The 19,338-nt window shown below is 65.9% G+C and carries 20 protein-coding genes; 9 read left to right on the top strand and 11 right to left on the bottom strand.

Features of this window, described 5'->3' with window-relative positions; all coding sequences use genetic code 11:
- The first annotated feature begins 13 nt into the window (after positions 1-13).
- A complete protein-coding gene (locus ACMVY4_RS10575; protein ID WP_416900111.1) occupies positions 14-625 on the top strand; it encodes a LysE family translocator in 612 nt (203 codons plus the stop codon).
- On the opposite strand, the gene ACMVY4_RS10570 is transcribed toward ACMVY4_RS10575, so the two are convergent.
- From ACMVY4_RS10570 to ACMVY4_RS10550, 5 genes are read right to left on the bottom strand one after another with little or no spacing between them, the layout of a single operon-like run.
- Entirely contained in the window at positions 622-2,226 is a 1,605-nt protein-coding gene (locus tag ACMVY4_RS10570; RefSeq protein WP_416900110.1) for a class I adenylate-forming enzyme family protein, read from the bottom strand. The genes ACMVY4_RS10575 and ACMVY4_RS10570 overlap by 4 nt on opposite strands.
- Entirely contained in the window at positions 2,223-2,702 is a 480-nt protein-coding gene (locus ACMVY4_RS10565; RefSeq protein WP_416900109.1) for a PaaI family thioesterase, read from the bottom strand. The genes ACMVY4_RS10570 and ACMVY4_RS10565 overlap by 4 nt, the downstream gene beginning before the upstream one ends.
- Positions 2,699-3,193, bottom strand: a complete 495-nt coding sequence (locus ACMVY4_RS10560; RefSeq protein WP_416900108.1) for a class I SAM-dependent methyltransferase — start codon at positions 3,191-3,193, stop codon at positions 2,699-2,701. Before ACMVY4_RS10560 ends, ACMVY4_RS10565 begins: the two co-directional genes overlap by 4 nt.
- Before the next feature lie 10 nt (positions 3,194-3,203).
- Entirely contained in the window at positions 3,204-3,680 is a 477-nt protein-coding gene (locus tag ACMVY4_RS10555) for a cyclic nucleotide-binding domain-containing protein (RefSeq protein WP_416900107.1), read from the bottom strand.
- Positions 3,681-3,708: 28 nt separating this feature from the next.
- Positions 3,709-6,432, bottom strand: a complete 2,724-nt coding sequence (locus ACMVY4_RS10550; protein WP_416900106.1) for an ABC transporter transmembrane domain-containing protein — start codon at positions 6,430-6,432, stop codon at positions 3,709-3,711.
- Between the two features lie 184 nt (positions 6,433-6,616).
- On the opposite strand from ACMVY4_RS10550, the gene ACMVY4_RS10545 reads away from it, so the two are divergent.
- The 6 genes from ACMVY4_RS10545 (at position 6,617) to ACMVY4_RS10520 (ending at position 11,604) form a co-directional block, all read left to right on the top strand.
- A complete protein-coding gene (locus tag ACMVY4_RS10545) occupies positions 6,617-7,834 on the top strand; it encodes a glycosyltransferase family protein (RefSeq protein ID WP_416900105.1) in 1,218 nt (405 codons plus the stop codon).
- An 85-nt stretch (positions 7,835-7,919) separates the two neighbouring features.
- A complete protein-coding gene (locus ACMVY4_RS10540; RefSeq protein ID WP_416900104.1) occupies positions 7,920-8,573 on the top strand; it encodes a 2-hydroxychromene-2-carboxylate isomerase in 654 nt (217 codons plus the stop codon).
- Positions 8,574-9,632, top strand: coding sequence for a S1C family serine protease (locus ACMVY4_RS10535; protein WP_416900103.1), 1,059 nt, complete (start codon positions 8,574-8,576; stop codon positions 9,630-9,632).
- A gap of 13 nt (positions 9,633-9,645) precedes the next feature.
- Positions 9,646-10,053 carry a hypothetical protein gene (locus ACMVY4_RS10530; protein WP_416900102.1) on the top strand — a complete coding sequence of 136 codons (408 nt, stop codon included), beginning with the start codon at positions 9,646-9,648 and terminating at the stop codon, positions 10,051-10,053.
- A 1-nt stretch (position 10,054) separates the two neighbouring features.
- The gene (locus ACMVY4_RS10525; protein ID WP_416900101.1) at positions 10,055-10,900 is read left to right on the top strand and encodes an alpha/beta fold hydrolase; all 846 of its coding nucleotides are present in this window, start codon (positions 10,055-10,057) and stop codon (positions 10,898-10,900) included.
- The gene (locus ACMVY4_RS10520; RefSeq protein ID WP_416900100.1) at positions 10,897-11,604 is read left to right on the top strand and encodes an SDR family NAD(P)-dependent oxidoreductase; all 708 of its coding nucleotides are present in this window, start codon (positions 10,897-10,899) and stop codon (positions 11,602-11,604) included. Before ACMVY4_RS10525 ends, ACMVY4_RS10520 begins: the two co-directional genes overlap by 4 nt.
- 163 nt (positions 11,605-11,767) lie before the next feature.
- On the opposite strand, the gene ACMVY4_RS10515 is transcribed toward ACMVY4_RS10520, so the two are convergent.
- The 4 genes from ACMVY4_RS10515 to cobT all read right to left on the bottom strand — a co-directional run bounded on the left by ACMVY4_RS10515 (position 11,768) and on the right by cobT (position 15,617).
- Complete coding sequence (locus ACMVY4_RS10515; protein WP_416900099.1) at positions 11,768-13,207, bottom strand: NAD(P)/FAD-dependent oxidoreductase; 1,440 nt, start codon at positions 13,205-13,207, stop codon at positions 11,768-11,770.
- Positions 13,208-13,299: 92 nt separating this feature from the next.
- Positions 13,300-14,058: an adenosylcobinamide-GDP ribazoletransferase gene (gene cobS, locus ACMVY4_RS10510; protein ID WP_416900098.1), complete on the bottom strand. Its 759-nt coding sequence runs from the start codon at positions 14,056-14,058 to the stop codon at positions 13,300-13,302.
- Positions 14,055-14,606: a bifunctional adenosylcobinamide kinase/adenosylcobinamide-phosphate guanylyltransferase gene (cobU, locus tag ACMVY4_RS10505; protein ID WP_416900097.1), complete on the bottom strand. Its 552-nt coding sequence runs from the start codon at positions 14,604-14,606 to the stop codon at positions 14,055-14,057. The genes cobS and cobU overlap by 4 nt, the downstream gene beginning before the upstream one ends.
- Positions 14,607-15,617, bottom strand: a complete 1,011-nt coding sequence (cobT, locus tag ACMVY4_RS10500) for a nicotinate-nucleotide--dimethylbenzimidazole phosphoribosyltransferase (protein ID WP_416900096.1) — start codon at positions 15,615-15,617, stop codon at positions 14,607-14,609.
- 64 nt (positions 15,618-15,681) lie between these two features.
- Between cobT and ACMVY4_RS10495 the strand changes: the two genes are divergently transcribed.
- Positions 15,682-16,233 (top strand): phosphoribosyltransferase, encoded by a 552-nt coding sequence (locus tag ACMVY4_RS10495; RefSeq protein ID WP_416900095.1) that lies wholly within the window; start codon positions 15,682-15,684, stop codon positions 16,231-16,233.
- 9 nt (positions 16,234-16,242) lie between these two features.
- On the opposite strand, the gene ACMVY4_RS10490 is transcribed toward ACMVY4_RS10495, so the two are convergent.
- On the bottom strand, positions 16,243-17,166 hold the full coding sequence (locus tag ACMVY4_RS10490) for a methyltransferase domain-containing protein (RefSeq protein ID WP_416900094.1): 924 nt from the start codon (positions 17,164-17,166) through the stop codon (positions 16,243-16,245).
- A gap of 94 nt (positions 17,167-17,260) precedes the next feature.
- A complete protein-coding gene (locus ACMVY4_RS10485) occupies positions 17,261-18,406 on the bottom strand; it encodes an acyl-CoA dehydrogenase family protein (protein ID WP_416900093.1) in 1,146 nt (381 codons plus the stop codon).
- A gap of 96 nt (positions 18,407-18,502) precedes the next feature.
- Between ACMVY4_RS10485 and ACMVY4_RS10480 the strand changes: the two genes are divergently transcribed.
- On the top strand, positions 18,503-19,333 hold the full coding sequence (locus ACMVY4_RS10480) for a phytanoyl-CoA dioxygenase family protein (protein WP_416900092.1): 831 nt from the start codon (positions 18,503-18,505) through the stop codon (positions 19,331-19,333).
- Positions 19,334-19,338: the final 5 nt, after the last annotated feature.

The following is a 19,338-nucleotide window of genomic DNA, read 5'->3' as shown; positions in this document are numbered from 1 at the left end:
GTCCCCGACCGACATGCTCTACTTCACGATGGCCGTCATGGGCCTGCTCATCACGCCCGGTCCCGGCGTCCTCAGCGTTGCGGGTGTCGGCGCAGGCTTCGGCGCACGCCGCGGGACCCAGTTCATCGCCGGGCTGTTCGTCGGCACCAATCTGGTCGGTCTCCTCGTCGCCAGCGGTCTCTGGGGCATCGTCCGCAATGTGCCCTACCTGGAAGAGATCCTGCTCGGCGTGTCGCTGGCCTTTCTGGCCTATCTGGCCTTCCGCATCGCCTTCGCCGGTTCCGACATCAGCTTCAGCCGGGCGACGCGGATGCCCGGGGCGGTGGACGGGCTGCTGCTGCAGTTCGTCAACCCGAAGGCCTACGCGGTCAACACGACGCTCTTCGGCTCGATGCCGCTTGGGTTCGGCGACCCGGTCGCGGAAATCGCCACCAAGTTCCTGATCATCAACCTGATCTGGGTACCGGTACATTTCGGCTGGCTCTGGCTGGGCATCACGCTGAAGCGGCTCGATCTGCCGCCGAAGACGCAGCGGCTGGTCAATTACGCCATGGCCGTGGCGATGCTGGGCGCCGTGGCCCTAGCGCTGGTCGCCGGCAGCAGCGGCAGCGGCACCGCCGGCTAGGCCTCGCGGTCCGCCAGCAGCTTGCGGATCTCGCCCTTCTGGATCTTGCCGGTGGCCGTCATCGCGAACTCCTCGACGAACTCGACGATCCGCGGAACCTTGTAGCTGGCCAGGTTCTCCCGGCAGTGCTTCTGCACGTCCTCGGCCGTGATCGACGCCCCCGCCTTTGCCACGATGAAGACGCCAACCTCTTCGCCGAACAGCTTGTCGGGCACACCGATGACGGCGCAGAGCGAAACGCCGTCCATCATGTAGACGACGTCCTCCACCTCGGTTGAGTAGATGTTCTCGCCGCCGCGGATGATCATGTCCTTCGAGCGGTCGACCAGGAACAGGTAACCGTCCTTGTCCAGATAGCCGAGATCGCCGGTGTGCAGCCAGCCGCCGCGCAGGGTCTCCTCGGTCGCTTCGGGACGGTTGAGATAGCCGGTCATGTTCTGGGGACCGCGGCTGACCAGCTCGCCGACCTCGCCCTGGGGTACATCGTTGTCCTCCGCATCGACGACCCGGATCTCGTTGCCGGGCAATGCCAGCCCGACCGAGCCGATCTTCTTGAAGGCCTCCTTCGAGGACAGCGCGACGATCATGCCGCAGCTTTCGGTCTGGCCCATGCAATGCACTAAGCCAGCGTTCGGGAACATGTTCTGGACCGCCTGGAGACGCTCGATCGCCATGGGCGCCGCGCCGAACGTGACAACCCTGACATGGCTGAAATCGAGTTCCGACCTGAGCGGATGCTGCTCCATCATCAGCAACTGGGACGGCACCGCGAAGAAGGCGTCAATCCTGTGGTCGGCGATCTGCCGCATCGTCCGTTCGGTCTGGTAGCTGTCAACAATCAGGGTCGCGCCCAGCGTCAGGATCACCAGAAAGAAGACATGGCTGGCGATGTGGAACATCGGCGTGAAGGCGAGAAACCGGCTGGACGGTCCGGAATGTTCCCAGGCCTCGGGACTGAGAAACGCGCCGGCCATCAGGCTGAAATGGGTATGGATGACGCCCTTGGGCGAACCCGTCGTGCCGGAGGTGTAGTAGATCGCCGCCGGTGCATGCAGGCCGGTCTTCGTGGTGTGCTGCCACTCGCCGGCGTAGGGCGGCGGCGGGTCGCGGTCGACGACGAAGCGCGGCAGTTCGTGACCCGCCACGGCAAACGCGTCATCGATCAGCTTGTCGAAGCGGGATTCCTGGACCATCAGGACCGGCTCGGCGTCGCCGATCATGTAGGCCAGTTCGCGCGGCACGAGCTTCGGATTGATCGGCACGGCTACCGCCCCGGCGGCAAGGATGCCGAGATACCAGATCGGGTAGTGGTCCGAATTGTCGACCAGCAGCGCCACACGCTCGCCGGCTTTCACGCCCTTCTCGTTCGTCAGCCAGGCGCGGACCGCCTGCACCTTCCGGATCACCTGGGCGTAGGTGAGGATGCGGCCGTGATGAACGATGGCGACCTTGGCCGGGAACTGTTCGGCGGCCCGGGCGACAAGGCGCGGGAAGGTCATGCCTTCGCGGATGCCATGTTTCGTGGCCATCTCCTTCGCAAAGGCATCCGGGCTGACGCCGTAGCGGCGCTCGACCCCGGCCCAGTCCTCCAGATCCATCATGCGCTGTCCTCTCTTTCGCGCGCGGCCTTGGCAGCCTGCACCTTGTCCTTCGGCGTCACCTTGCCGGTGGCCGAGGCGCGGATCAGCAACTCGCCCTTCTCGTCGAAGAGCGAGCCTTCCAGAAACGCGACCGACTTGCCCATCCGCACGACCTGGCCTTCGGCGGTCATCGGCCCGGGATATCCGGCGCGGAGGAAGCTCACCTTCAGTTCAAGCGTCGGGATGAAGATCGAGAAGCGGGCCATCGAAACGCAGGCCACGGCCATCGCCTCGTCCACCATGGCGGTCAGGAAACCACCCTGGATCACCCCCAGCGGATTGCAGAAATCGGGCTTCGCCAGATAGCCAACGCGGGCATAGCCCCTGTCCGGATCGATATCTAGCACATGAAAGCCCAGCATCTGACTGGCTGGCGCCAGCGGCCGGTTGGTCAGGATCTCCTTGATCCGGGCGGCGTCCATCGGCTGGTGGTTCATGCGTCGGTCTTTCTGAACATGTGATAGCGACCGGGCTTCACGCCGTCCGGCAGCGCTGCAGGCGCCAGCCTGCGATCTCCGAAAGGCTGATCGGCCAGCAGCAGTCCGCCCGAGGCCATCAGATCGACGACAGCCGAGCCGATCGTGGCCGCCAGCGCCATGCTGGCCTGTTTGTCGCCGGTTCCGATATCCGCGTGGACCAACGCCGCCGGTTCGCCGATGCGCAGCATCGCCTCCGGCAGGTGATCCATGAAATCGCCAAGGAACAGATCCTCATCGGGCGGAATGCAGTCGGGGTGGGCGTTGACCTGGCGTTCGAAGACGAAAATCCTCCGGCCGGGCAGACGGGCTCGCAGGTGGTCATAGGTACGGCCGTTCCCGAGCCCCAGTTCCAGCACCGGACCCGGAACACTCGAGACGGCGGCGGCGGCAGCGTCCAGACAGGCGCGCTGCGCCATCAGCCGATCAATGACCGAATCGAGACGCGACATGGGTTGCGGGTCAGCCGCCGGACGACTTGCGGAGTTCGGTCAACTCGTTGCGCGTCGACTGCAGGTCCTGGGTGGTCCGGTCGAGACGGGCGGCGATCTCGCGCATGATCTCGATGGTCATCTGCGGGAACTCGGACACCAGCCGGTAGAACAGGTCCTTGGTGATGCGGAGCGTGGTGAGCTTGCTGGTCGCCTTCACGGTCGCGGTCCGGGGCACGTCGCACAGGATCGCGATTTCGCCGAAGAAGCTGTTCTTCTTCAACGTGGCGACGGTGAGCGGCCCGTTCGGCAGATTGACGATGACATCCGCCGCGCCGTCAACGATGACGTACATGCTGTCGCCGGGCTCGCCCTGCTCGCAGACGGTCTGGTCCGGCTGGAAGACCAGGCGCTCCGAGGTAAAGGCAAGCAGCTTCAGCTTGGACTGTTCGACCTTCTGGAACATCGGGATCTGGCGGAGCAGATCGACTTCTTCGTTGAGGCTCATGGGGTGGGTCCTCCCGGTACGCGCGCCGTCACGCCGCTTCGTTGGCGATCAGTTCACTGAGCGCCGTACCTTCCTTGTTCAGTTCCTCGAACGTCCCGCTCTCCACCACGGTTCCGCCCTTCATGACGATAATGTGGTCGAAGCGCTCGGCCATCTGCGGCCGGTGGACGCCCCAGATGAGGCCGCCGCCGCTGAAACGCTCCAGCAGTCGTTCCAGTATCCGGGCCTGGCTGTTGGAATCGAGCGACGCCGTCGCTTCCGACAGTATGAGCACATCCGGGTTCTTGACCACCGCCCGTGCGAGCGCCAGCTTCTGGCGCTGTCCGGCGGAAAGCCTGGCGCCACCAATGCCGGCCTCGTAGGCCAGTCCGACCTCGGACACGGTATCGATGATGTCCAGTTCGGCCATGACTTCACGGATGAGCGAACTGACGCGCTCCTGGGCCTGCGCCTGGCCGTAGGCGATCTTGCCGAACAGGATGTTGTCCAGAATGTTGGCCGCGGCGTTGTATTCCGCCGGGTCGAAGAAATCGACCGCGCCCTGCAGATCATCCGGCAGGTTGTCCGCGAAGGCCTTCCGCGCCTCCAGCAGCCGGGCCCGGACGTCTTCGCTGATGATGCCGAGACGGTGCCGGGCGGGGATCAGCTTGAAGGGCAGCGACATCAGCCGGAGCTTCTCGGACTCGTCGATGTTGTCGAGCTGCTCGCGGTCGTACTGCGCCAGAATCGCCTGGAACTCGGGCAGATCGTCGGCCGAGATGAAGCTGAATTGCTGGAACAGCTCGTGATCCGGCGGCAGGTCCGAGAACAGTTCCACCATGGTCGCGGCAGCCTGGTAGCCCATTTCCAGGAACATCCGGGTCATGCCCACCTTCTCGAGCACCTCCTGGATGTAGGGGTGTTCGGCCAGGTGGTCGAAGTCGAACGCATCGCCGACCGGCGTGCCGAACAGCAGGTTCTCGGCCACGGAAGCGTTGGTGTTGTAGCTCTCCGGATCGTAGCGCTCGATCAGGCTGGCGAAGGACGGATCGGAGAGCCGCGCGCTCAGGGCCTCGCGGGCCTTCAGAACGCCTTCGGCGATCTCCGGCTGCACGCCCGGATCGATCTGCCCGCGCAGACCGAACTGGTAGACATCCTCATCCAGCCCGACGATCCGCAACGCCTCGATGCCCACCGCGCGGAGACCGGCAAGATCGGTGACGCCGGCTGCCTCGTAGTCGATCCAGTCGGCCCGGGGATCGTACTCCAGATTGCCGGAGGCCCGCGCCTCGGAGATGTACTTCTCGAGTTCGCTCCTGTCGTCGCCCTCGACCGAGCGGGAACCGAGCGGCCGGTGCCGGAGGCCATAGAACAGGTTGTCCCCCAGCGTCATGTTGAAGACGAAGGACGAGCCGCCGACATAGGAAATGCGCCGCCCGGTAACCGCTTCGGACAGGGTCTGCAGGTCGTGATCGCCATACTGGATGCTGCCGCGGTCCGGTTCCTCCAGCCGCGCCAGCAGGTCGGCCACTTCGGAAGAACCGGATCCGCTGGCGCCGACAAGGGCGATGCGTTTGCCCAGCGATGCCGATGTCGACAGGTTCTCGACCAGGCTGGAATTCTGCTCGTCCAGCATGGTGACCCCGGTCAGCTTCAGATCGCCGGTCAGGCGGATCGACGGATCGGCGTCGTGCATGATCCGGTCTTCGGTGTACAGCCCTGCCGGCGCGAACTGCTCGACAACCTGCTCGTACTTGATCCGGGCGTCGGCCTGGCGCTGGTAGTAGCCCAGAAGCTCCTTCCAGGGCGCGCCGATTTCCTTGTGCGCCGAGATCGCGGCGAACAGCGTGCCGAGATCCAGCCCGCCGGTCAGCACCAGATAGCCGCCGATCGAGTAGAACATCACCGGACCCAGCTGCTGGATGAAGTTGTTCACGAACTTGATGACGAACTTCCAGATGTAGATTTCCAGCCGGACCGAGTAGATGCCGTGCAGCTGGTTGGCGAAGTTCGACAGTTCCAGATTGGTAGTGTCGTTGCTGTGGATCTCGTTCACGCCGGTGACGCTTTCACCGATCTTCTCGGAGAGCTTCCGCACCCGGCGGACGCGCTCCTTGCCCATCATGTTCACCTTCTTCTGCAGCTTGGGGATGATCCAGAACTGCAGCGGGTAGAGCGAGACGGCAGCCAGCGCGAGGATCCAGTTGGCGTAGAGCATGTAGCCCAGCGACATCAGCATGATGCCGCCCTGCATGACCGGCAGCGAGAAACACTCGCCGACGAATCCGCCCAGCGGCTCGACCTCGGCCGTGATCATGGAGATCAGTTCGCCCTGGCTGACCTTCTTGAAGGTACGACGGGGGAAGCGGAGGATCCGTTCGAACAGCGTGTAGCGCAGCCGGCGCAGCATCCGCTCCGCGGTCTGGCCGCGGTAGACGTTCAGGATGTACTTGATGCCCTGCAACAGCAGGATGTTGATCAGGAAGACGCCGACAAGGATGAACAGGAAGGTGATCTGGTCGAATTCAGGCCCGATTCCGAAGACCAATTCGGGGAATTCGATACTCTGCTTCACCGTCTTGGAGACGGTCTCGCCATCGACAACCTCTTCGACCGCAACCTTGCGGAAGCCCTGGAGTCCCTCGTTGACGATCGTCTCGACCAGCGTATAGCCGAAGAAGGTGATGGGCATGTTGATGACCGCCAGCGCCACGAGGACGATCTGCTGGCGATAGCTGTGCTTCACGATGAAGCTGAATACATTGCGTTCCATGCCGTCCCCTCCTGCCGCCCGCGCCCCCGCGGCGGCAGTATCCCTCATTCATTCAGCCCGAGTTCACACTAGTGAAGCAGATTGGAACCGACAATCATTGACGACGGTCAATCTGACGATTTGCCGGTTCAGTAGTGTTCTGGCATAGTCCCGCAAAAATCCAAGGCGTATTGGGGTTTAGAACATGGCATCAAGCCGCGGATCGCGCGTCCTGATCTACAGCCACGATACGTTCGGGCTCGGTCACCTGCGACGCTGCCGGACCATCGCCCATTCTCTGGTCGAGAACCACAAGAACCTGTCGGTACTGATACTTTCCGGCTCGCCCATCATCGGCAGTTTCGACTTCCGGGCCCGCGTCGATTTCGTCCGCGTCCCCGGCGTCATCAAGTTGCGCAACGGCGAATACACGTCGCTGAATCTGCACATGGACATCGAGGACACGCTGGATCTCCGAGCCTCGATCATCCGCCACACGGCCGCCAGCTTCGACCCGGACATCTTCATCGTCGACAAGGAGCCGCTTGGCCTGCGCGGCGAGGTCACGGCCACCCTGAAGATGCTGAAGGAGCGCGGCACGCGGCTGGTTCTGGGCCTGCGCGACGTCATGGACGAGCCGAAGCTGCTGGCGCCGGAATGGCAGCGCAAGAACGTGATGCCGGCCCTCGAAGACCTCTATGACGACATCTGGGTCTATGGCCTGCCCCAGATCTGCAATCCGCTGGAAGGCATGGATCTGACCCCGGGCGTGCTGCACAAGATGATCTACACCGGTTATCTGCCCCGCCGCCCCGGTACGGCTGCCAGCGTGTCTCTGCCCGAGATCACCAACCGGCCCTTCCTGCTGGTCACCACTGGCGGCGGCGGCGACGGCGAGGGGCTGATCGACTGGGTGCTGAAGGCCTACGAAAGCGACCCGCTGCTGCCCTATCCGGCCCTGCTGGTGCTCGGTCCCTTCATGCCGCCTGAACTGCAGTCCAGCTTCCATGAGCGCGCCTCGAAGCTGGACCGCGTCGAGGTCATCACCTTCGACCCGCATTTCGAGAACCTCATGGCGGATGCCGCCGGCGTTGTCGCCATGGGCGGCTACAACACGTTCTGCGAGATCCTGTCGCTGGACAAGCGGGCGATCATCGTTCCGCGGCGCGTGCCCCGTCTGGAACAGACCATCCGCGCCGAGCGGGCCGCCGAGCTGGGCCTGGTGCAGATGATGGCCGACGACGGGGACCGCGATCCCGCGGCGATGGCGGCGGCGCTGCGGCTGATGCCGCGCCAGAAACGGCCTTCGGAGGTCGTGGTGCCGGGCCTGCTGGAGGGCCTCACCAACGTCAACCGGCTTGCGGAGCCCTGGCTGGAACGGGCGAAGCCGCGCCTCAGCCGCGCGGAACGGGCCGCCGGCTGAACCCGGGTCTCCCACCCCTCCCCTTTTTGCTGCGCCTCCACTACTCTCTCGGCAAGCGCATCGACGCGCATCGGGAGGAACGTGCATGACCCTGCAGGTAGACCTATTCTGGTCATTCCGCAGCCCCTATTCCTATCTGGGCATGGAGCGCTTCAAGCAGCTGGAGCGGGACTGGAACCTGACCGTCAATGTCCGGCCGGTCTATCCGATCGCCATCCGCACGCCGGAGTTCTTCTCCCAGGTCAATCTGATGTGGCCCGCCTATCTGATGAAGGATGTCTTCCGGGTCGCGGAGCATCTGGGCGTCCCCTTCCAGTGGCCCGATCCGGATCCGGTGGTCATGGACATGAAGACACGCACCATCCCCAAGGAACAGCCCTACATCCACAGGCTGACACGGCTGGGAATCGAGGCCGTGAACCGCGGCCGGGGCCTCGCCTTTCTGGACGAGATCTCGCGCACCATCTGGGGCAAGGCGGTGAAGAACTGGCACCAGGGCGATCACCTGAAGGACGCCACGGCGCGCGCCGGACTCGATCTGGCGGCGATGGAGCAGTCGATCGAGGGCAACGAACAGGCCTATGAGGACGCCATCAAGGTCAATGAGGACGCGCTGGAAAAGTGTGGACACTGGGGTGTGCCGACACTCGCCTTCAAGGGCGAGCCCTTCTTCGGGCAGGATCGGATCGACATGTGCCTCTGGCGGATGAAGCAGGCCGGACTGGAGCCCCGCACCTGAATGGCTGACGACGACGAAACCGGCGAGGAGAAGGGCTTCAAGGTCAACGGCCACAAGCTGCCGAACCTGACCGCGCTGTTTGGCAGCGGTCCGGCGGCCGCGGCCGCGGCGGTGACGCCGGCCGAGAATGACGATCTGCCCTTCGATGTCGAGGCCGTGCACCGTGCGCTGACGCCCCTGCAGGCGGAAATCCCGGAAGACGCCTTCACCGCGCCCCTGCTCGGGACCGAGCGCGCCGGCGGCGGGATCGTCATCGGCGCCGGGGGCCTGATCCTGACCATCGGCTATCTGATCGTGGAGGCCGAGAGCGTCGCCGTGCTGGATTCGGAGGGCCGCCCCACCGAAGCGGATGTGCTGGCCTACGATTTCGAGAGCGGGTTCGGCCTTGTCCGCGCCGTCTCGCCGCTGAACCGCCCGATGCTGAACTTCGGCACGGTGCGCGACCTGAAGGTCGGCTCCTCCGTCGTCACCAGTTGCGGCGGCGCGGAGACCATCGTCCAGACCGTCACCGGCAAGCGGCCCTTCCAGGGATACTGGGAATACGCCCTGGACGAGGCCATCTACACCGCACCGGCGCATCCGAACTGGGGCGGTGCGGCGATGATCGGCATGGACGGGCTGCTCTACGGTGTCGGCTCCCTCTACATCGAGGACGCCACGGCCGGCGGCAAGCCCCGGCCCGGCAACATGATCGTGCCCATCGACCTGCTGGAGCCGATCCTGAACGACCTGATCATCAAGGGCCGGCGCAACGCGCCGCCGCGGCCCTGGCTGGGCCTGTTCGCCGACGAGCGCATGGGCCATGTCGTCGTGCTCGGAACCTCGCCAAGCGGACCGGCGGCGCATTCGGGGCTGGAACAGGGAGACATCATCCTGCGCGTCAACGGCGTCGCGGTCGGCAGCCTGGCCGAGTTCTACGAACAACTATGGTCGGCGGGCCCGGCTGGGTCCGACATCGCGCTGACCCTGATGCGGCAGGATGCGGGATCGTCATTCGAGACCAGTATCCGCAGCGCCGACCGCGACAGCTACCTGAAGATCCAGCGCTGGCAGAAATAGGGAGGGACCGGCGATGGCGAAGAAGACGCCCCATGGCGGGCCGCCTGCGGCCCACGCCATCGAACATCTCGCAGACGCCGTGCACGCGGACCAGTCGCTGGTCTGGCGTGGCCGCTTCGTGAACCTCGAGTGGGTCTGGCAGATCGGCGAGGTTCCCTATCACATCCATATCCGCGACGGGCTGATCGTCGAATTGGTGCGCGGTCCGGTGCTGATGCGCCCCTTCACCTTCGCCATCCGCGGGCCGGTCGAGAACTGGGAGCGATTCTGGGCGCCGCTGCCGAAACCCGGCTGGCACGACCTGTTCGCCATGACCAAGACCGGGCGCGCCTCGATCGACGGCGACCTGCAGCCGCTGATGGCCAATCTACGCTACTTCAAGGACATCCTCGCCGCGCCGCGCACGATGGAGGATCACTGACATGGCCGAGTTCGAACCGATCACGGGCCGCTATGTCCATCTCGACATCGCCGGCCGCGCCGCCCGCATCTATTTCGAGGAAGCTGGCGAAGGCATCCCGCTGGTCTGCCTGCATACCGCGGGCGCCGACGGGCGGCAGTTCCGCCACCTGATGACGGACACCCAGATCACCAGCCGATTCCGCGTCATCGCCTTCGACCTGCCCCACCATGGCAAGTCCAACCCCTACGAAGGCTACGAGCACGAGGAATACCGTCTGACCACCGAGACCTACGACGCTGCCATCACCGCCTTCTGCCAGGCGCTGGAACTCGATCGCCCGGTGCTGATGGGCTGTTCCATGGGCGGGCGGATCGTGCTGCACATGGCCGGCGCACACCCCGAGGCCTTCCGCGCCGTGATCGGGCTGGAGGCCTCCGACCATCAGCAGCCCTGGTACGATACCGACTGGCTGCACCGCCCCGACGTGCATGGCGGCGAGGTCTGCGCGGCGATGATTTCCGGGCTCGTCGCGCCGCAGAGCCCCGACGTCCATCGCTGGGAAACGCTCTGGGGCTACCTCTCCAGCGGACCGGGCGTGTTCAAGGGCGATCTGCATTTCTACCGCCAAGACAGCGACTTCCGAGACCGCACGCACCTGATCGACACGACGAAATGCGCGGTCTTCCTGCTGACGGGCGAGTACGATTTCTCCTGCACGCCGCAGGACACGATGCGCACCGCCGGTGACATTCCGGGCGTGGAGGCCGAGATCATGGAAGAACTCGGCCATTTTCCGATGTCGGAGAACCCGGAACAGTTCCGGGCCTACCTGCTGCCGGTGCTGAAGAAGGTCGAACGGTTGTGAGCGAGGGTCCTGTTGTGCTGGTCACCGGCGTCGGTCCCGGAACCGGCGCGGCCGTCGTCCGCCGCTTCGCCGAGGGCGGCTACCGCGTCGCCATGCTCGCGCGCGACGCGGAGCGTCTGGCTGGGCTGGAGGACGAGATCGACGGTGCGAAGGCCTATCCCTGCAACGTGCTGGATGCCGATGCCCTGCTGGATGTCTGCGGCCGGGTCAGGGCCGAGTTGGGCGATCCCCGCGCCGTCATCCACAACGCCGTCGGCGCGGCCTTCGGCAGTTTCGCCGAGATCGAGCCGAAGGTGCTGGAGCGCAACTTCCGCATCAACACCATGGGCCTGCTGCATCTGGCGCAGCAGTTCACCCCGGCAATGATCGAGGCTGGCGACGGCGCGATCATCGTGACCGGGAACACCGCGGCGCACAGGGGCAAGGCCCGCTTCGCCGGTTTCGCGCCGACCAAGGCGGCCCAGCGCATCCTCGCCGAATCCATGGCCCGCGATCTGGGGCCGAAGGGCGTCCACGTCGCGTATCTGACCATAGACGCCATGATCGACCTGGAATGGACCCGCGCCGGGCCCGGCAAGGGCAAGCCCGACGACTTCTTCATCCAGCCCGCCGCTATCGCGAACGAAGTCTGGCACCTGGCGCACCAGGACCGCTCGGCCTGGAGTTTCGACCTGACCATCCGGCCCTTTGGGGAGGAGTGGTAGCGGAATTGTCGGCTACCACGTCATCCCGGCCCCCGAGCCGGGATCCGGGCAGACGTCAAATCGCAGACACCAGCGTCGTCCCCAAATGCAGACACCAGACCCCGGCTCAAGGCCGGGGTGACGGTGGAGGTGGCCTGGAGGCCGGAGACCTTCAGTTCGGCAACTACACCCAGGGGCAGTTGCTGTTGCGGTCGCCGAAGGTCTCGCCGGTCGAAAAGCGCTTCAGGTTGAAGGGCTTCAGCGTTTCCGGCATCGCGTTGCCGGCCAGCGTCTCGGCGATCATCCGGCCGACACCGATCATCTTGAAGCCATGGTTGGAATCCGCGGCCATGAAGACGTTCGGCGCAACGAAGTCGAAGACCGGGACATTGTCCGGCGTGAAGGCGCCGATGCCGCCATTGCGGCGTTCCTTGAAGTCGGCGCGGCAGCCCTTGAAGCGGTCCATCAGGTAGGCGAGCGTCGCGCAGTAGTAGTCGGCGAACCAGTCGTCGGCCTGGTAGAGATCGTTCAGGTGGCCATAGGGTTCCAGCTGCGCCTCGGGGCCGATCTGTACCGGGATGGTGCCGCCCTGCACGCCCGGCTGGCCGACCCTTTCGGCGGCGTAGCGGACATAGGTGTAGAAGTGGTCGGAGATCTCCCGCCCGTCTTCGGTCACCACCGGCGTGTTCATCAGTTCCACATGCAGCACCGGCGCGTCGTGGCCGTTGGCGTCGCGGAAATCGATGCCGGGCTTCAGATAGACCTCGCCCTCCAGCAGCCGCCAGTAGGTCCACATGTCGAAATCCTTTTCGACATGGCCGTCGCGGTAATGCATGTCGAGCTTGTCCGACAGCCCCACCCAGCGCCAGTGCACAGGGTTCCAGGCGCCGGCCGCCAGCACGACCTGCTCGCAGCGGATGTCGCCGGCCGAGGTCTTCACCGCCGCGACCTGCCCGTTGGTCATGTCGTAGCCGGTGACCTCGACGCCGTAGACGCGCTTGACGCCCATCTGGCGGCACTTCTGGTCCAGCCCCCAGACCGCCATGTGCGTTCCCGCATAGCCCGACGGCCGTTCATGCAGCACGCAGTGGGCGACGTCGGTGTTGAAGTCCGGCCAGATCGATTTCAGATGCTTCCTGGCGTCGGCGCCGAGATAGAGGTCCGACGGATAGCCCTGATCGTTCTGGGACTTGTGGATCCTGATGTAGTCGGCTTCCTGGTTTTCCTCGCCGACCGAGATGTAGCCGACCTGCTGGAAGCCGAAATTGACCGGATCCTCGGTCCAGACATCGACGCTCTCGCGCAGTATGCCGTGCAGCGGGCCGGTCATGTACATGTTCCGCACGCAGCCGCAGGCGAGGCCCGTGGCACCCGCGCCGGGACCCTGCTTGTCGATCAGGACGACATCCGAGCCTTTGCCCCGCCCGGTTTCCTCCAGCTTCCGCGCCAGATGCCAGGCCGTCGACATGCCGTGCACACCCGCGCCGACGACGACGAACATGGCGCTCTCCGGCAACTTCGCCACGTCGAACAGCGGCACCACCGAGGGATTGGCCAGCACGCCGTCGACCATCTGCGGTTCCGGCCGGTTCTGGAACGGAAAGTACTGATCGTGCGCGGTCATGGCAGGCTCCCTCTCATACGCTGCGGGCAGAATAGTGCCGCGGCCGCGCGCCGACCGTCATTCGCGATGCGACAGCGCCCGGCGCAACCGCGTCACGCGGCGGCCATGATGAAGAGAACCAGCACGGCGGCCTCGGACAGCAGGCAGGCCGCGCCATAGACATCACCGGTCACGCCGCCGAACCGCTTCTCCGCCAGACTGCCGATGCGGTCCGTCACCGCGACGGCAAGCAACGGCCCGAGAACCAGACCGGCAAGACCGTACCCGGCAGGGACCGCCAGCAGCAGGACCGTCGCAACAGCGATGACCAGCGCAACTGTCATCGCGGCGAGACCCGTCTCGCCGGCGGTGGCTGCCGCGCCGTCGGCCCTCGCCCTTGGATAGCGGCGCATCAGCATGGCCATCGACGCCCTGGACAACGCCAGCGCCGGGATCAGGATCAGCGCATGTTCCAGCGCCGCCAGCGCCGCGATGCGGGCCAGCGTGACGAACAACAGCGCGAGGACACCGTAGCTGCCGATCCGGCTGTCGCGCATGGCGGCGAGTTTCTCTGCCTTGCCCCCGCGCGCGCCGAGGCCGTCGAAGTAGTCCGCCAGTCCGTCCTCGTGCAGCCCGCCAGTCAGCACGGTCAGCGCGCCGACCGCCAGAACCGCGCAGAGCAGCGGCGGCGCGCCCAGCCAGCCCGCCAGGCCGAAGATGGCGGCCCCGGCCGCGCCCAGCATCACGCCGACCACCGGGAAGGCCCAGGCTGCCATGCCCAGCGGCTGCGCGCTGGCCGGAAACGCGACCGGCAAGCGCGTCAGCCAGCCAAGGGCTACCGCCAGATCGTCGTTCATCCGGCTGATGTTCATGGCCGTTTCATCACCATGGGCAGGCCGGCGGCGGTGAAGATGACGCAATCGGCCGCCGCCGCCACGGCCTGATTCAGGATTCCCTGCGCATCCCGGAACCGGCGCCCCAGCGGCGTATCCGGCACGATGCCGAGACCGACCTCGTTGGACACCAGAACCGTTGGCGCGCGCCGGTCGGCCAGCGCCGCCATCAGGCCGGCCCGGTCGGTCTCGAGATCGGCGTCCGCCAGCATCCGGTTGCTCAGCCAGAGCGTCAGGCAGTCCACAAGCGCGGGCACGGTGCCCGCAGCGCGGATCGCACCTGAAAGATCCTCCGGCGCTTCGACTGTCATCCAGTCCGCGCCACGATCCGCCTGATGCTGCGCGATCCGGGCCCGCATCTCGTCGTCGAAGGCCTGTGCCGTGGCGATGTAGACCGGCATCGCGGCCGGGTCGGCGTCACGCGTCAGCCGTTCCGCAAGACGGCTCTTGCCCGAGCGTGCGCCGCCCAGCACCAGCGTCAGGCGCGGCGGTGCGTCCACTCCGGGCAGCTCGCTCCAGGCATTCATTCAGCCATTCTTGCCTGCAACGGCGGCTTCCTCAAAGGTCGCCATGCCGTTGTGGCAGGCCACCGCGGCCCTCACGATGCCGAGCGCCGTCGCCGCGCCGGATCCCTCGCCGAGCCGCATGCCCAGATCCAGAATCGGGTCGAGACCGAGGAAATCCAGCAGCTTGCGGTGACCGTGTTCCTGAGAAGCATGGCCCGACAGGCAGTGCGCCAGGCCTTGCCGGCCGAGCGGCGCAACCGAAGCCGTGGCGATGAAGCCGTCGATCAGGACCGGGATGGATTTCTTCCGGGCCTCCAGGCAGGCGCCGAGGATCGCCGCCATCTCCCGGCCGCCAAGGCAGCGCAGCACCTCGACGGGATTGCCGCTTGAGGCCGGGTTCGCCATCAGACCGCGCCGGACGACGTCGGCCTTCCGGGCCAGCCCGTCCTCGTCGACGCCGGTGCCCTGCCCGACCCATCCGGCAGGATCGCCGCCGCAGATCGCCGCCGCGACCGCAGCCGCAGCCGTCGTGTTGCCGATGCCCATTTCACCGAAGATCAGCAGATCCTCGTCGCCGCGGACGCTCGCCCGGCCCTTGCCGACCGCCTCGGCAAATGCCGCCGCATCCATGGCAGGGCCGACCGTGAAGTCATCCGTCGGATGCGCCACACCGCAGTCGATCGCCTTCAGTTCTGCGCCGAAGGCTTCCGCCAGCTGGCAGACCGCTGCAAAACCGGCATGGAATCCGCCGAGCATCTGGGCATTGACCTCGTCGGGAAAGGCCGAGACGCCATGCTTCGTGATGCCGTGGCTGCCGGCAAAGACCGTGATCGTGACCGTTTCCAGCCGGGGGCGTTCCGCGCCCTGCCAGCGTGCGAGGTGGACGGCGATGTCCTCCAGCCGGCCCAGCGAACCGGTCGGTTTCACCAGTTGCCCCTGCCGCGCCCTGGCGGCAGCCTCGGCCGCGTCATCGCCGCGAGGCAGGCTGTCGAGCAGGGCGTCGATGTCGGGAAGTTCGGGAGTGATGTTCATACGGGCTGCTTAGACCATCGCCAGCGCGCTTGGAATCCTGAAAGCGACCCGCTAATCACGCGCGATGGACAAGATCTTCCTCACCGCCAACGATCTGTTGCGCGACTCCTTCGAGCTCGGCCTCAGGGTCTACGAGAGCGGCTTTCGCCCCTCCTTCATCGTCGGCATCTGGCGCGGCGGCGCCCCCATCGGCATCGCGGTGCAGGAGGTCCTGGACTATTACGGCGTGAAGAACGACCACATCGCCATCCGCACCTCGTCCTATGTGCGGCCCGGCGAGCAGTCGAGCACGGTCCGCGTCTTCGGACTGAATTACATCATCGACAATATCGACGCCGCGGACGACCTGCTGATCGTCGACGATACCTTCGATTCAGGGCGCAGCATCGATGCGGTGATCACCGAAATCCAGCGCAAGTGCAGGCGCAACACCCCCGAGGACATCCGGGTGGCGACGGTGTTCTACAAGCCGACGCTCAACCGGACCGACCGCGCCCCGGACTACTTCATTCACGAAACCGACCGATGGATCGTCTTCCCGCATGAGATCGACGGGCTGACGCCCGAGGAGATCGCCCGCCACAAGGTGCATAACGGGCTCGACCGCGCCCGCTGACGGGCAGGATCAGACGACGGCGCTGCCGCCGAAGAACTCGACCGTGGTCTGGAAGTAGCGGACCTCGCCGCTGTCGATCAGGGCCAGCCGCCGGTTCCAGGTCTCCAGTTCGGCGACCAGCGCCGGCTGCAGCCGTGCAGCGTCGGGACCGGCCGCCCTCATCACCTCGACCGACTTGCGGAAGGAGGCGCGGATGCTGGACGCATGCAGGTCCGTGACGTCACGGTAATCCGGATAGTCGAAGCCGATCTTGTAGGCCTGATCCGCGAAGCTGTTCGGCTGCAGCAGGTATTGCGGACGCTCGTTCAACGCCGACCAGATGGCCACTTCGGGGCAGTCCGGATCCATGCCGGTGACGAAGAAGTCGAAGAAGACGATCTTGCCCTTGGGCCGCAGGATCTGCAGCAGATGGCTGAACAGGCGGCGCTTGTCGCGGACATGGGAGAAGCCGCCGAACGCCACGATCGCATCCGCATAGCCCGGCTTCAGACCGGTCTCGAAAAAGTCGCGGCGATCGACCTTCAGGGTTGCGCCGTTCTCCGAGACCCAGTTCTGCGCCAGGTCGGCAACATCGACGCGGTCGTCCAGCAGGATGGTGTTGGACCCCGACAGCTCGGCAAGCCGCGCCGCGGGACCGCCCAGACCGCCGCCCAGCACCACAGCCTTGGAATCCTCCGTCAGCAGAAGCTCGCGCAGCATGGGCTCGTGAATCTCGTCAACCCAGGGCGCGTCGAGTCCGGGTCCGAACAGGCCTTCCAGCACCTGCAGGCGCTCCTTCGGCCAGATCGTCGCCTCGGCGGCAGCCTTGCGCACGTTCGGCGCCGGGGCGCCGCTCCGCCCGGCAGACGGCATCTCCTCACCGCCCCACCAGCTGTTGAGGCGGCGCCAGAGGCCGGCTTTCTCTTCCGGGGCATGCTCGTGCTGCGCGCTCAAGGGACCGTCCGATGCTCGTGTCGACGGGCGGCCGGATGCCGCCAATCCCCGATCCTAGGCGGATCGCGTTAAGCGCCGGTAAACCGGAATGCGCTCAACCGAGGCCCAGCTTGCGGGCAAGCACGACGTTCTGAATCTCGGTGGCGCCGTCCATGTACTGGGACATCTTCGCCGTCGCGAGGTGCCGCGCCGCCGGCTCTTCCAGCCGGAAACCGTTGGCGCCCATGACCTGCATGCAGTCGGCGAGCCGGGCCAGAGACGCACGGGTCGCGAACTTCTTGGCGTGGGCCGCGGCCGCGGTGGCGTCTGCACCGGCATCCAGCAGAGCCGACGCGCTGTAGGTCAGCAATCGGGTCGCCTCGATATCGGTGGCGACATCGGCCAGCATCCACTGCACACCCTGGAACGCGGAAATCGTCTGACCGAAGGCGGGGCGCGTCTTCGTGTAGTCGACCGCCCGCGACAGCGCCGCCCGCATCATGCCCAGCGACATCGCCGCAACGTAGACACGGGCGGAATCGATACCCGACATCGCGGCCTTGAAGGCCTCGCCCTGCGGGATCAGGACATCTTCCTTCGTCACCCGTGCGCCGTCGAAGCGGAAGCCGCCGGTGCCCAGCGCATGCCCACCGGCCATGTCGTAGGGTCCGGTCCGGTGCACGCCCGCCCGGTCGGTTTCGAGGGTGAATGCGATGAGCCCCCGCGATCCCCTTGTCGGATCGGCCTGGGCATAGAGCGACAGGATCTCGGCGTCAGAGGCGCTGGAAATCCAGGCCTTCTCGCCCTCGATCCGCCAGCCGTCCTCGTCAGGGATCGCGCGGCAGGCGACGGCAGCGGCATCCGAGCCCATGCCCGGCTCGGTCAGCAGGAAAGTGCCGATCTTCCGGCACGCCAGCATGTCCGGGAGGTATTTCCGCTTCTGTTCGGCAGAGCCATTGGCCGAGATCGAGAGCACGAAATTGTTGTGCACGACCAAGCTGAAGGTGAACGCCATGCAGCCCCGGGCCAGTTCCTCGAAGACGCGGCAGGCCGCCGTGAAGGACATGCCGAGACCGCCATCGGCCTCGGGCGTCAGGAGGCCGCCAAGGCCGAGTTCCGCCGCCTTCATCTGCACATCGCGCGGATATATGCGGTCCCGCTCCCAGGCAGCCGCATTCGGCATGATCTCCGTGTCGGTGAAGTGCGCTGCGGCCTCCACCAGGTCGCGTTCCCGCGCCGTCAGGCTGGCTTCGAAGCCCATCCGTTTCCTCCCCTGCAAGCGAGGCGGAGCATAGGCGATGACACCGGGGCCGCGAAGGTCCTAGAGTCGGATGCGGTTTGCAGGGAGGAGCGGCCGATGCCCGACACAGCGTCCGACGATCTGGCGCGCGTCTATGCGCGCGACGGCTTCGCCTTCCCGTTCCGCGCCATGCAGGCAACCGAGGCGGCAGACTATCGCCGCCGCCTCGAGGCGACCGAAGCCTCCCTTGGCGGCCCGCTGAAATCCAACATGCGCCAGAAGGTCCACCTGCTGCTGACCTGGGCGGCCGAACTGGTCCGGCACCCCGCCATTCTCGATCAGGTGGAGCGGATCATCGGTCCCGACATCCTCTGCTGGAACACCAACCTGTTCATCAAGGAACCGCACGATCCGGCCTTCGTCTCGTGGCACCAGGATTCGACCTACTGGGGCCTCGACCCCGCAGATGTCGTCACCGCCTGGCTGGCGATCTCGGATGCGCCGGTCGAATCGGGGGCGATGCGGTTCCTGTCCGGCTCCCATGGCAGCCAGATCGCGCACCGCGACACCTTCGATGCCGACAACCTGCTCAGCCGCGGTCAGGTCGCCGACCTGGAGATCGACGAAGCAAGAGCCGTCGACGTGCCGCTCAAGGCGGGCGAGTTCTCGCTGCATCACATCAGGCTGATGCATGGCTCCAAACCCAACACGACCGGCGACCGGCGGATCGGGCTGGCGATCCGCTACCTGCCGCCGCATGTCCGGCCCGAGCGATCGGCCAATGCCGCGACGCTGGTCCGCGGCGAGGACCGCTTCGGCCATTTCCGTCACGAACCCGCACCCGCCGCCGACCTCGACGAGGCGGCGCTGTCGGCCCACGGGCAATCCATGAACGCCCACATCGGCGCCATCTATCAGGGCACCGGCATCACCCGCGCACGCGACTAGGAGGC

Origin of the sequence: Minwuia sp., assembly GCF_048007105.1 — a bacterium.
GTDB lineage: Bacteria > Pseudomonadota > Alphaproteobacteria > Minwuiales > Minwuiaceae > Minwuia.
This window is presented reverse-complemented; position numbering and strand designations above follow the sequence as displayed.